Below are 11,965 nucleotides of genomic sequence, written 5' to 3'. Positions count from 1 at the left end.
CGACCGATGCTAGGTCTCGGCCCGCTTCGGAACCTGACTGACGCAGTCGCATTTGACTGTGGAAGCGGCAGGATGCTCGGCTTGTGCAGCTAGCCGGCGGTCCAGTCGAGCTGGGCGAACGCCGGGGCGACGACGAGCCGGTCACCGACGGAAACGGACATGTCGACGCTGAACCCAGCATCGTCGGATGTCGCGATCGTGCCGGAGCAGGTCACCGTCTCACCGGCGTGCACCGGAGCGCGATTCCGGTACGCGAGCCGGACCAGCCGCGCACCAGAGCCAGCGGCGCGCAAGACGCATTCCGCCAGCAAGGCGCCGAGCATCTGGCCGTCGACCAGCGGCGCCGGAGCGCCCAGCCGGCGGGCGTGAGCCTCGTCGTAGTGCAGGCGATGCCAGTCCCACGTGGCGGCTCCGTACGCGACCATGTCTGCCAAGGCGATCCGCCGGTGCAGCGGCCGGAGCGACCGGCCCGGGCTCAGACGCTCCCGAGGCAGCGGTTCAGGGCCAGCACGGGCACCGAGAGACTCGGCAGCACCGACGGTCGCTGGGTCGTCCGCCTCGGGGGTTGGCGTCGTCGGCACGGCCTCTGCCGTGGAGCCTTGGGCCGCGTCCGCCTCTGCTTCCTCATCGGGCGGATCGCTCTCGGGCTGAGAGGCCGCGAGCGGGCGGAAGATCATCGTCTCGGCGTTCGTCGCGAGCGGATCGCCGTCGGCGGAATACGCCGCCTCGGCAGTGACGAACAGGAGCGGATGGCCCTCCCGATCGAGCCGCTCGGTTGCATCGGTCAGGGTCCACGTCGTGGAGATGACGTGGTCGAACCGGGCAGGCTGATCGAAGCGGTAGTCGTTGCCACCCCGGAACATGGCGCATCGCACCGGCAGCGGCAGCTCCCAAGCGTGCCCGAGATACGCATTCCCATCAGGCACAGCGCGACCTGTCAGCTGCGCTGTCTCGCAGATGAGCGTGGGCGGTGCCTCATCCCGCCAACGCCCCGGATCGGCACCGATGGCCAAGGCGAAATAGCGAATGGACGCCCGGCCGAGCGGTTCGGGCGCCACGTACGTCACCGTCGTGCCGAGCGCGGCGCGTACTTCAGGAGTCAGCAACTGCGTCATGTTTCCCGCTCTTGTTCCCAGTTTCGATGCGATACGGGCTCACGGGCCGCTCGGACCCCGGCTTCGCCCGGCTCTGCCTCTCAGGGCATCAAGGCGACGGCTTCCACCTCGATCAGCCAGCGGCGACTGAGCAGCCCCGACACCACGACACCAGTAGAGGCGGGGAACGGTCGGCCCATCACCTGCTGGCGCACCTCTCCGACAGACCGGTAGTCGCCGACGCCGTCGGGCGTCACGTACTCGACAGTCTTGACGAGGTTGTCGATGGAGGTGCCTGCCATTTCGCAGATCGCGGCGATCTCGCCGTAGACGAACTCGGCCTGCCCGCAGATGTCGCCCTCGGCGACGGTCTCGCCAGTGCCGAGATTGAACGCTGTCGTGCCGGAAATGAACAACAGCCCGCCGGCCTCTACCGCTGGGCTGAAGGTGAGCGACGAGTAGGCCTCAGCCAGGTACGGCACGACTGTCTTGGGATGCGCCGACGCCCACACATCGAGCGCCACGAGGGCTTCGGGATGAGGCAGCTCGGGCATGAGCAACCCCGTCGACGACGGGAACTGCGGTGCGAGCAACCGCCAGCGTGCCTCCGCGGTCTCGTTGTACTGGCGGCGGGTGGCCGCTGTCGTCTGCTGCACGATCCTCACGACGTTGGACAGATCCATGCCGTGAGGTTCGAGGCGGCGGCCGGCTTCTTCGAGCGCCCACTCGCACTGACCGACGAAGTCGCCCGCCAGCACCGCGTTGCCATCGTCGTCGACGGGCAGTACCTGGGGCACGTGCACCAATCCATCGACTCGGCCGGCCACGACCTCGACTTCCACCAGCGCCTCGGGCCGCACGAGCGATTCGACGACGAACGTCGAGGGCCGGACCCCACCGACAGCCGAGCCCAAGCCATGCGGACGTTCACCCGCGATGGCGTCTCGCTCCGGTGCGCCTGCGACGGTGACGTATTCGGTCACCTCGGAGCACTCGCTGATGTCGCGCCCGGCCGCGTCGAGTACCGCCTCCACTTTCGCCCAGCACACGCTGGCCTGCTCGGCACCGTCGCCGCGCACGGTGACCCGCCCGGACTCTGCGTCATATGCGCCCGCGGTCTGGCCCGCCAGCCATGCCGCCCCGCCAGCCTCGATGCCCTGTGAGAAGGAATACCGGCTGGTGTCCAGCCACGGAAATGGCTCCGGGGTGATCTCCTGGGGAGGCATGGTTCGTGCTCCTCATGCACAAACGGCGACACGGTCGGTGCCGCTCACACCTTGTCTAGTGCGCGCAAGCGTTCGACGCTAGGACGCTCACAACAGCGCCGCGCGCCTCGGCGAACTTCCCCGCCGGGACTGGGCTGCAGCCCCTCGCGCGGAGCGGCGCTTCAGTTTCCGGTGAAGTTCGGCGCGCGCCGCTCCACGAATGCAGCGATGCCCTCGCGGCCGTCGTGGGTCTGCATGGCGTCGGTGATCGTCTTGCCTTCGAACTCGCCCGCCTGCTCAAGCGGCGAATCGATACCCGTATAGATCACACGCTTGGCATGGCCCAGCGCCCACGCCGGGCCGTCAGCCAGCGCCTGAGCCAGCTCGGCTGTTGCCGAATCGACCTCGTCGTCGGGAACCACCCGGTTGACTAGGCCCCACTGCTCGGCCTCCTCTGCCGACAGCACGCGGTTGGTGAGGGTCAGGTCGAGCATCCGCCGAAGCCCGATGTGGCGGGCCAGGAAGTACGACGATGTGCCGTCGGGCGTCACGCCAGCACGGGTGTAGGCCATGGTGAACTTCGCAGACTCGCCCGCCACCACCAGGTCGAACGAGGCGGCCAGCGACATGCCGGCCCCGCCGACGCTGCCGCCCACACCTGCCACGAACGGCTTCGGCGTGCGGTTCATCTTGTTGATGGCAGCGTGCAGGTCGATGACCATGTCCGACGCAAGCTGGGGCAGGCCGTCGCCCGCCGCGTGGAACTCCTTGAGATCGCCGCCTGCGGAGAACACCCGTCCTTCCGCAGTGATCGATGCTGCCTTGACCGCATCGTCGAACTCGATCTCCAGCATCACAGCCCGCAGCTCGCGTGAGAACTGCGGGTTGACGGCGTTGGCGCCCTCAGGTCGGTTGAACCGCACGTGCGCCACCCCGTCGCGCACTTCGTAGATGATCGTCTCGAGGTCCATGTCCGCTCCTGTGATGCGCCTGCTTGCCGGTCCCACGGGAGGTTACGCGCCCGGGCTGTCCCGTGATCGAGGCCGCTAGCCGCGGGCAGCAGGCGAGAGGTCGCGGGCGGCCTGAACGGGATCGATGCCGCCGAACGGCATGATCGAGATGGCCGACACGTCGACGCCGTTCGCGTGGTAGCGGTCGATGTGCTCTCGGCACGCCTCCGGCGGGCCGTGGACCAGCAGTTCGTCGACGAGGTCGTCGTCGATGACCTCGAGCGCCCCTCGGCGGTCGCCATCGGACCAGCGTTCCCACATGGCGGCAAGCAGGTCGCCGCGACCGAGCCAGCGATGGAACTCGGCATACACCGGCACGTTGAGATAGGCGGCGATTGCCCGCTTGAAGCCCGACCGGACCACCTCGGCGTCGGGGTTGGGGCACACGAAGATGCGAGCCACCACTTCCTTGCCCTCGCCGCCCTCGTCGACATAGGGGCGGACGGTGGCTACGTCATCAGCCGACAGCCAATTGATGATGGCGCCGTCGCCCTCGCTGCCCGCCAGCCGCAGCATGCCGGGCCGCAGGGCCGCCAGCAGGATCGGCGGCTGGATCTCCGGCGGCCGGCCGAGCCGGAAGCCCTGAATGTCGAAGGTGTCGTAGGTCTCGCTGATCCGCTCGCCGGTGAGGGCTTGGCGCAGGAATCGAGCTGTGTCGCGTGTTCGCTTGAACGGCTCGTCGAAGGGAATGCCGTTCCAGCGCTCCACGATGACATTCGACGAGGCTCCGATGCCCATGGCGAAGCGGCCCGGCGCTGCCTCGCAGATGGCTGCCGTCTGCTGGGCCAGCAGCGCGGGACCGCGGGTGAAGACCGGGATGATGGCGATGCCGAGACGCACGTCGGGCACCCATTGGCTGGCCAGCACGAGCGGGGTGAAGCCGTCGGTGCCATCGGCTTCGGAGCTCCAGAACTCCGTGTAGCCGAGGTCGGCGAATTCGCGGTAGAGGTCGGCCTGTGCATGCAGGGGATCATCAAAGGGAACCGTGATGCCGTAGCGCCAGTCGTTTGCATGGGAGGTCACGGCGCGCAGGCTAGTGAGGCGGCGCAACCGGATCCGGGTGCCGCCGCAGCGGTTTCGCCGTCTTTCGTGTCACACCCCCTGATCACACTGTGCACATGGCAGAACAGCTTGATCTCGCACCTCAGCTCCGGCTGGTGTCGACCAGTCGGATGCCCCACCGGCTGAACCGGGCCACCCGTCAGGAAGGCCTGCGCGGGGTTGCTCGGGCACGGGCTGCGCTGGCCGCCACGGCGCGCCCACCCGAGATCGATCTCCACGCCGCCTGACGCTGGCCGCAAGTACAGTGCCGGCCATGAGCAGCGCATCCACGTCCCAAGCCCACAGCGACGACATCGTCATCGTCGACGCCGTCCGCTCCCCCGTCGGCCGCCGCGGCGGCGATCTGAGCGGCATTCACCCCTCCGATCTGCTCAGCGACGTGCTCACGTCGCTGATGGAGCGAACCCAGGTCGACCCGGCCAGCATCGGTCAACTCGTGGGCGGCTGCGTCAGCCAAGCCGGCGAGCAGACGGCCAACATCGCCCGCACCGCGTGGCTCGGCGCGGGCTATCCGCTCTCGGTCGCGGCCACCACCGTCGACGCGCAGTGCGGCTCGAGCCAGCAGGCCACCACGCTGGCATACGGCCTGGTGCGCAGCGGGGTGGTCGACTCCGCCATCGGATGCGGCGTGGAATCCATGACGCGCAACCCGATGGGCTCGAGCTACAAGAAGGGGCAGCGCACGGCAACGTCGCGCTACAAGGAGCACTACGAGTACACGACGCAGTTCCAGGGCGCCGAGCTCATGGCCAAGCAGTGGGGCATCAGCCGCGAGGAATGCGACGCCTACGGCCTGCGCAGCCAGAACAACGCCGCCCGGGCATGGACTGAGGATCGCTTTGCCACCCAGCTCGTCGAGATCGACGCGCCGGTGCTGGACGAGGACGGCAAGCCCACCGACGAGGTCCGCCATGTCGTGCGCGACGGCGGCATCCGGCCTACGACAGCGGAAGGGCTTGCGGGGCTGTCGCCGGTGATGGACGGCGGCGTGCATACCGCAGGCAGCTCTTCGCAGATCAGCGACGGCTCGGGCGCGGTGCTGCTCATGCGCGCCGGTCGTGCTGCCGAGCTGGGCCTGCGCCCGCTGGCCCGCATCGTCGACACGTGCCTGGTCGGCAGCGACCCAGTGCTGATGCTGACCGGGCCGATCGAGGCCACCAACTACCTGCTCGAGCGCAACGGCATGCAGATGTCCGACATCGACATCGTCGAGATCAACGAGGCGTTCGCGTCGGTGGTGCTGGCCTGGCAGCGTGAGGTGAATCCTGACATGGACGGCGTCAACCCCAACGGCGGCGCAATCGCTTTGGGCCACCCGCTGGGCGGCACCGGTGCAATCCTGCTGACCAAGGCGGTGCACGAGCTGCACCGGGCCGACAAGAGCACGGCTCTCGTCACCATGTGCTGCGGCGGCGGGCTGGGTACCGGCACCGTCATCGAGCGGCTCTGACCGACGGCAGGCCGTTCTCGGGATCCGGCCCGGTCGGCCGCGCACCCGGCGAGGCTGGTCGCCGCCCGAGTGCTGGTCGCTCGGCCGGCGGTCGCAGAGCGATCCAAGTCGCCGCGATAGCGGCCACATGCGTGGGCGCGTTCGCCGGTTGGCAGTACCTCAGCGGCGGCGCGACGACCCCGGCTGCCCAGAGCACTCCGTCGGCATCCTCGGAGACTGTGGGCGGCCCCGGCACCACTGCCCCCCATGGAGCGCTGGAGCCGAACGCTGTCGTGCTCGCAGTTATCGACGGCGACACGATGGAAGTGGACCTCGGCGGGCGCCAGGCAACCGTCAGGTTCATCGGCATCGACACCCCGGAGAAGACCGGCGGCTACCTGCCGGCCGAATGCGGCGGCGACGCAGCTACCCGGCGGACGGCCGAACTGCTCCCGCCGGGCACCGAGGTGCTCCTGCAGCGCGACGTTGAGCTGTACGACCGGTACGACCGGCTGCTGGCCTACGTCTACCGAGCCGCCGACGGCCTGTTCGTGAACCGGTACCTCGTGCTCGACGGCTACGCCGGAACCATGCACTTCGAGCCGAACGCAGAGCACCGGGCTGTGCTCGACGATGCCGAAGCCGACGCTCGCGGCGCCCGCAGAGGGATCTGGGCCGACTGTGGCGGTCCGAACCGGCCGCTCGAAGGCGCCCGTTAGCGTGTCTGTGTGGCACCGCTGTGGGAGCGGCTCGGATACGGCCCCGACGACAGACTGCTGATCATCAGCGCGGCCGGACTCGGCGGCTGCCACGCGATGAACGAAGGCGTGTACGCCGCTCTGCGGGACGGCTTGGCAACCACCGGGACGCTGCTCGTGCCGTGCCCGTGGTCGCGCGAGGCGGCGGCGAGATTCCGGGGCGAGGACATCGGCGTGGCGCTCACGCTGAACGCCGAGTTCGAGCTGTACCGGTGGGGGCCCATCACCTACGGGCCGTCGCTGCTCGACGGCAACGGCGGGATGCCCAGCACCGTCAGCGATGTGTGGGATCACGCCGACCTCGACGAGGTCCGGCGGGAATGCCGGGCTCAGATCGAGCGGGCAATCCTGTGGGGCTTCGACGTCACGCACCTCGACAGCCACCTCGACGTTCTCAGCGTCCGCCCCGAATTCTTCGACGTGTACTTGGAGCTGGCAGTGGAGTTCCAGCTGCCCGTGCGTCTCATCTCCAGCGAGGCCCGGCGCCAGCTGGGATTCCCTGCTGAGGACCTGGTCACCTCCGAGGGCGTCGTGACCCCGGATCGGGTGCTGCGCATCGCACCCGGGATGATGGGGCGGTACCGGCGCATCGAAGCGCTGCTGGATTCGCTCGAGCCCGGGCTGACCGAGCTGCAGCTGCAGCCCGCTGCCGATCTGCCCGAGCTCCGATCGCTGACCGCCGAATGGGGATCGCGCGTCGAGGACCTGCTGCACCTGCGTGACAACGCCGAGCTGCGCACCCACATCCAGCGCAGCGGCATCAAGCTGATCGGCTATCGGGCGCTGCGTCAGCTGCAGCGATCTGGCACGGGTTGATCCAGCCCGACAGTGTTCCGTCGAGCACTGTTCAGCCGATCAGCTCGGCGAGCCCAGTGAACCCGCGGCGCGCCAGGCCGGGAGCAGCTCCAGCCAGAGCGCCATGTCGCCAGAGACCTTGAGATCGCCGGCCATGTAGTGCCGGGCGGGATCGGCATCGCCGCAGACCACGTCGGCGGCGAGCTGCCACGGCGCCTCCAGCGTCAGATCAGCACCTCGGGTCGTGCCCGCAGACGCAGCGGTCAAGACGCCGGACTCGAAGATCAGGCTGACAGCAACCTTGCCGTCGGGACCGCCAGCGGTCTTCATCACGACAGTGCCCGACACGTTGCCAAGCGGCTCGTGGCCGGCATCTGCCCACGTCGCCAGGAACTCGTCGTCGAGAAAGCTCATGGCCGTAACCCAGCGAAGAGGTCGTGCTCCATCGGCTCGGTGGCGATGCGCGACTCCAGCAGCATGTACTCCTCGTACGGATGGATCGAGTCGGCGACATCGTCGGGCAGGCCGAACCAGAAGGGCGAGTCGGGATCAACCTGGGTGGCATGGGCCAGCAGCGCCTTGCGTCGCACCGCGTTGTTGACCTCGATGACCGCGGTGATGCGGTCGTCCCGGCTTGGCCTGCCCAGCCATTTCTCGTCGAAGGGGGATTCAAGCTTCAAGTCCAGGAAGGCCTGATGGATGAGCCTCATGCGCTTGTGCGACCAGACGGGCGCGTACATCTTCATCGGCGTGAATGCCGGACCGCATTCCGGCCGCCACGCCGGCTCTCCGGCGTGAGCGAAAGCGGGGATGCAGATGGCCGTGACCTGCAGGTGATCGGGGTGCGGGTAGCGGGACTGCACCAGCGGGTACGTCAAAATGACCTGCGGGCGCACACGGCGGATCACGGTGACGAGCCGGGCGACAGCTTCGTCGAGGTCGGCATTGGCGAAGGCGTCAGGGTGGGCGTTGGCTTCGGTGTCGGGCATGCCGGAGTCGCGGTAGCCCAGCATGACCACCTCGTCGTAGCCGATCTCGACCGCGGCCGCGTCCAGCTCCGCTCGGCGGACTTCGCTGAGGTTCTCCTTCACCTCGGGTCGATCCATCGCCGGGTTCAGGATGTCGCCTTCCTCTCCCCCGGTGCAGCACACCAGCGTGGTGCGGATGCCCTCATCGGCATACCGGCGGACCGTGCCCGCCCCCTTTGACGCCTCGTCATCGGGGTGGGCATGCACGGCGAGAATTGACAGTCCCGTGTCCTGCGACATCGGCGGTCAAGCTACCGGCGTCAGCTCTATGTGGCCGGTTTCCTCGTCGACGTCCATGGAGTAGCCGCAGATCGCCGCGAGCCGGTCGCGGCCCTCTTCTGGACCCGACGCGAGCAGCTCGTCGCCGACCCACAGCCGCACCGTACGCGGGGGGTTGTAGATGTAGCTGGCGGCCCGGCGGATGGCCAGCACGTGATAGCCGGGGTCCACCGCCAGCCCCAGCGAGCCGAGGGTGGAGTCGTCGGCCTCGGAACCCGGCGCCACCGGCACCTGCACGACGATGTCGTCGGTGTCGCCCAGCGCGAGCGCCAGCACCGGGTGAATGTCCTCATCCTCGAGGACGAGCGAGGTGATATTGCGGGCCTGGTCGCCGATGTCCTCTGCAGCCTCGGCGACATGCAGCAGGCCGCGCAGTGCTGCGGGATCGGCCTCCGCGGCATCGGCTCCTTCCGCTGCCGCGCGCAGCACCCAGGTCTGCATGGAGACCTTCATGCCGTCGAGCCGCTCCTGCATGGACCGCACCTCTCGGGCCAGCGACAGGTCGTGCAGCACGAGCGCGGAATAGGCCAGCCCGATGGCCGCCTCCGACAGGTTCTTCATCTCGACCAGCGTGTCGACCGCTCGGTCGAGGTCGCTCGGTGCCTGCGCCTCGTCGGGTTCGGGCGGGTTCCAGCGCTCCATGGCCGCCAGTTCGCGCAACCGCACGATGCCCGCCGGGTCGCCGCGCATGAACAGCACGTCGCCCGGCTCCACGATGCTGTCGCCGCCGACATCGGTCAGCCAGTGGCGGCCCCGCTGGATGGCGACCACGCGCATGCCGACGGCCACGGGCAGCTCCATGTCGCGCAGCGGCCGGTTTGCGAGGTGACTGCCGTCCGCCACCACCAACCTGTGCGAGACCTCGGCGGCCTGTGCCAGGTCCACGATGAGCGCCCGGGGGATGCCCAAGTGGTGCAGCACGATCTTGCAGATATCCACGGCAGCATTGGCGATCTGCTCGATGGACGACACCACCTGCAGCACAGAGCTCATGCCGTCGACCTCGCGCGGGTGCCGCACGGCCAGCATGGCGAGCGATCGCATCTCGTGCACGAGGGTGGACATGTCCTCCTCGAGACCCAGGACGGCATCGGCCATGCCCTCATCGTCGAAATAGAGCGCGGCGTAGGCCAGGTCGACCATGAGCTCAGAGGCGTCCTTGGCCTCGGAGAGCATGGATTTCAGATTTCGAGGTTTGTCTTCAGGGTCTGATCGCATTGCAAATCGTCAGCGAGCGACGCGACGGGCTCCAATCGGCTCGGGGACCTGGATGCGTCGCTGTGCCAAGCGTAGGCACAGCGGCACAGGGGCGAGGAAGGAATTCACGACAAGCCCACCCAGCTGACGGCCAGCACGAGCGCCGCGGCACCGGCAAGGTCGACGGTGCTGTTGACGAGCGGGATGCCGTAGGTATCGGGGTCGACGCCGACGCGGGTCGCGACCACGGTGCCGTAGTAGGCGATGAAGCCGGCAAGCGCCGTCGCGATCATGCCGCCGATCAGCGAGATGGCCACAAGGCGGACGGTTCCCGGTGTGGACAGTGAGAACAATGTGCCGAAGGCGCTTGCGAGCAGCCCATTCAGCACGAACACGGGCACGGTCAAGCTGAAGGCGAACAGGATGTCGAGGCGCGCGCCTCGCTGCGGCAGGGCACGCGGCTCGATGACGCCCAGATGCAGCTTGGTCGACAGCCGGCTCGACAAGATGCCGCCGATGGCGCCGGCGGCAGCAAGACACGCCGGCACCAATATGAGCACGGCACGCTTGTCGGCCAGGTCCTCGAGACGGTGCTCGATCACGACGCCGGCCACGATGAGCACCAGGCCTCCGACGAACAGCACAGGGATCGACTCACGCAGGATCTGCCAGAGCTGTTCGAGCCCAGAGCGCCACGCCCAGAACATGGCCGCGGCAGCTGCGGCGACGCTGGCGGCTGCGAGGATCGGCGTGAGGGCGGTGATGCCCACGAGATAGGTGGCCAGGAACAACGCCGGCAGCGTGACCACGTCGCCGACAGCGGATATGAGCGGCGCACTGACGTTGTCGAGGTCCCAGCCCCGGCGAGTGGAACTGGCCGCGAGACCGAGCGTGACGACGAGCACCACGATCGAGGCCAACTGAGCGCCGACGACCGACACCACGATGAGATCGGTGATGCCGATGATGTCCGACAGGCCGAAAACCGGCGCCATCACCTTGGCCATGACGCCGAGCCCCACTGCCGTCACCAGCGTGAGCACGGCTGCAGCGATGACGTTCTGGCCCACGATCGTGTCGCTGCGGGCTGTGGCTCTGAAGGTTCCCGCGTGAATGGTGGTGGCGAGACGGCTGCCCAGCGCGCCGAAGATGTCGCCGCGCATGCCGATCGCAGCGGGAACGAGCACGAGCAGGCCCGGCAGGCGCTCGAGCGTGCCGGTGACCGCCGCGAGCAGGACGCCTGCAGCGGTGGCGGTCAGGCTGCTGACCGCAAGCGCGGTGAGGCTCTGGCGGGCACCGGTGACATCAGGGCCCAGCAGGCCACGCAGGAAACCCAGCGGGTGCAGCCTGACCACCGGGCGAAGCACCCGGTTGCGGCCGAGTCGAGCTGTTTCGCGTCGCAGTGCGAACTCCCTATGAGGGTGGTGCGAGCAGCGACTCGAAAAACGCCGCGAGGTCGGCGGGCCCCACACTGCCGGCGTACCGCAAGACGACCGCGTTCTCGGCATTGACGGCGACGAGGTAGGGCACCGACTGCAGGCCGAATGCATCGACGATGGACAGTGACGGCGTGTCGGCGACGACGGGGTGCTGCCAGCCTTCGTCGCGCAGCCACACCTCCGGTGGGTGGTTGCCGCGTGTGGGGTCTTCGAGCACCGAGACTGCGTAAAAGTCCACGCCCGAGGGCAGCTCATTGGACTCCAGCCATTCCATGAGGTCGGCTACCTCGGCTTGGCAGTGCGGGCACCAGTGGGCGTAGAACGCGATGACCATCGGACGTCCCTGGGTGGTGATCCGCACCACTTCGCCCGTGAGCAGATCGGTGCCCACGACGACCGGCGGCGCGCGGCCGACGGCGGGATCGTCCTCCAGTTGCTCGAACTGCGGCAACGCGGTGCCGAACACCTCGGTCCGACCCGGCGTGCCATCCGCGGCAGAGGTTGCGGCTGCGCCGGACGTGGTCGCAACGGCTTCGTCAGGCGTGCTGGTGGCCGCCGTCGTCTGGTCACCACCGCATGCCGCGACGAGCCCTGCCGCACACAACAGGATCGCCAGGACCGCCACTCGTCGCACGACAGTCAAGGCTAGGCACGGCACGAACGCCGCCC

At 68.4% G+C, this 11,965-nt stretch carries 13 protein-coding genes; 4 read left to right on the top strand and 9 right to left on the bottom strand.

The window, feature by feature from the left end; genetic code table 11:
* Positions 1 to 89: 89 nt before the first annotated feature.
* The 4 genes from ACOGXE_RS12560 to ACOGXE_RS12545 all read right to left on the bottom strand — a co-directional run bounded on the left by ACOGXE_RS12560 (position 90) and on the right by ACOGXE_RS12545 (position 4,332).
* On the bottom strand, positions 90 to 1,115 hold the full coding sequence (locus ACOGXE_RS12560) for a MaoC/PaaZ C-terminal domain-containing protein (RefSeq protein ID WP_419931252.1): 1,026 nt from the start codon (positions 1,113 to 1,115) through the stop codon (positions 90 to 92).
* A gap of 80 nt (positions 1,116 to 1,195) precedes the next feature.
* Positions 1,196 to 2,320 carry a RidA family protein gene (locus ACOGXE_RS12555; protein ID WP_419931251.1) on the bottom strand — a complete coding sequence of 375 codons (1,125 nt, stop codon included), beginning with the start codon at positions 2,318 to 2,320 and terminating at the stop codon, positions 1,196 to 1,198.
* A gap of 161 nt (positions 2,321 to 2,481) precedes the next feature.
* Positions 2,482 to 3,270 (bottom strand): enoyl-CoA hydratase/isomerase family protein, encoded by a 789-nt coding sequence (locus ACOGXE_RS12550; protein WP_419931250.1) that lies wholly within the window; start codon positions 3,268 to 3,270, stop codon positions 2,482 to 2,484.
* Between the two features lie 75 nt (positions 3,271 to 3,345).
* Positions 3,346 to 4,332, bottom strand: coding sequence for an LLM class F420-dependent oxidoreductase (locus ACOGXE_RS12545; protein ID WP_419931249.1), 987 nt, complete (start codon positions 4,330 to 4,332; stop codon positions 3,346 to 3,348).
* Positions 4,333 to 4,427: 95 nt separating this feature from the next.
* Here ACOGXE_RS12545 and ACOGXE_RS12540 point away from each other — a divergent pair, with 95 nt between their 5' ends.
* The 4 genes from ACOGXE_RS12540 (at position 4,428) to ACOGXE_RS12525 (ending at position 7,374) form a co-directional block, all read left to right on the top strand.
* Positions 4,428 to 4,598: a hypothetical protein gene (locus ACOGXE_RS12540; RefSeq protein WP_419931248.1), complete on the top strand. Its 171-nt coding sequence runs from the start codon at positions 4,428 to 4,430 to the stop codon at positions 4,596 to 4,598.
* A 26-nt stretch (positions 4,599 to 4,624) separates the two neighbouring features.
* Entirely contained in the window at positions 4,625 to 5,821 is a 1,197-nt protein-coding gene (locus ACOGXE_RS12535) for a steroid 3-ketoacyl-CoA thiolase (RefSeq protein WP_419931247.1), read from the top strand.
* A gap of 131 nt (positions 5,822 to 5,952) precedes the next feature.
* Positions 5,953 to 6,519, top strand: coding sequence for a thermonuclease family protein (locus ACOGXE_RS12530; protein WP_419931246.1), 567 nt, complete (start codon positions 5,953 to 5,955; stop codon positions 6,517 to 6,519).
* Between the two features lie 9 nt (positions 6,520 to 6,528).
* Entirely contained in the window at positions 6,529 to 7,374 is an 846-nt protein-coding gene (locus ACOGXE_RS12525) for a ChbG/HpnK family deacetylase (protein WP_419931245.1), read from the top strand.
* Positions 7,375 to 7,413: 39 nt separating this feature from the next.
* On the opposite strand, the gene ACOGXE_RS12520 is transcribed toward ACOGXE_RS12525, so the two are convergent.
* From ACOGXE_RS12520 to ACOGXE_RS12500, 5 genes are all read right to left on the bottom strand, one after another.
* Positions 7,414 to 7,767: an SCP2 sterol-binding domain-containing protein gene (locus ACOGXE_RS12520; protein ID WP_419931244.1), complete on the bottom strand. Its 354-nt coding sequence runs from the start codon at positions 7,765 to 7,767 to the stop codon at positions 7,414 to 7,416.
* The gene (locus tag ACOGXE_RS12515; RefSeq protein ID WP_419931243.1) at positions 7,764 to 8,621 is read right to left on the bottom strand and encodes a PIG-L family deacetylase; all 858 of its coding nucleotides are present in this window, start codon (positions 8,619 to 8,621) and stop codon (positions 7,764 to 7,766) included. The genes ACOGXE_RS12520 and ACOGXE_RS12515 overlap by 4 nt, the downstream gene beginning before the upstream one ends.
* 6 nt (positions 8,622 to 8,627) lie before the next feature.
* Positions 8,628 to 9,836 carry a potassium channel family protein gene (locus ACOGXE_RS12510; protein ID WP_419931242.1) on the bottom strand — a complete coding sequence of 403 codons (1,209 nt, stop codon included), beginning with the start codon at positions 9,834 to 9,836 and terminating at the stop codon, positions 8,628 to 8,630.
* A gap of 146 nt (positions 9,837 to 9,982) precedes the next feature.
* Entirely contained in the window at positions 9,983 to 11,212 is a 1,230-nt protein-coding gene (locus ACOGXE_RS12505; protein WP_419931241.1) for a magnesium transporter, read from the bottom strand.
* A gap of 58 nt (positions 11,213 to 11,270) precedes the next feature.
* The gene (locus ACOGXE_RS12500; protein ID WP_419931240.1) at positions 11,271 to 11,930 is read right to left on the bottom strand and encodes a redoxin domain-containing protein; all 660 of its coding nucleotides are present in this window, start codon (positions 11,928 to 11,930) and stop codon (positions 11,271 to 11,273) included.
* Between the last annotated feature and the right edge of the window lie 35 nt (positions 11,931 to 11,965).

It is taken from the genome of Candidatus Poriferisodalis sp. (genome assembly GCF_965208555.1).
GTDB lineage: Bacteria > Actinomycetota > Acidimicrobiia > Acidimicrobiales > Poriferisodalaceae > Poriferisodalis.
Note: the sequence above shows the minus strand (reverse complement) of the source record. Positions and strands in the feature narration are given on the sequence as shown.

Bases quoted from the DNA above. Each gene is read 5' to 3' on its own strand.
- ACOGXE_RS12560 (WP_419931252.1), bottom strand. From the start codon at position 1,115: ATGACGCAGTTGCTGACTCCTGAAGTACGCGCCGCGCTCGGCACGACG.
- ACOGXE_RS12555 (WP_419931251.1), bottom strand. From the start codon at position 2,320: ATGCCTCCCCAGGAGATCACCCCGGAGCCATTTCCGTGGCTGGACACC.
- ACOGXE_RS12550 (WP_419931250.1), bottom strand. From the start codon at position 3,270: ATGGACCTCGAGACGATCATCTACGAAGTGCGCGACGGGGTGGCGCAC.
- ACOGXE_RS12540 (WP_419931248.1), top strand. From the start codon at position 4,428: ATGGCAGAACAGCTTGATCTCGCACCTCAGCTCCGGCTGGTGTCGACC.
- ACOGXE_RS12535 (WP_419931247.1), top strand. From the start codon at position 4,625: ATGAGCAGCGCATCCACGTCCCAAGCCCACAGCGACGACATCGTCATC.
- ACOGXE_RS12520 (WP_419931244.1), bottom strand. From the start codon at position 7,767: ATGAGCTTTCTCGACGACGAGTTCCTGGCGACGTGGGCAGATGCCGGC.
- ACOGXE_RS12515 (WP_419931243.1), bottom strand. From the start codon at position 8,621: ATGTCGCAGGACACGGGACTGTCAATTCTCGCCGTGCATGCCCACCCC.
- ACOGXE_RS12510 (WP_419931242.1), bottom strand. From the start codon at position 9,836: ATGCTCTCCGAGGCCAAGGACGCCTCTGAGCTCATGGTCGACCTGGCC.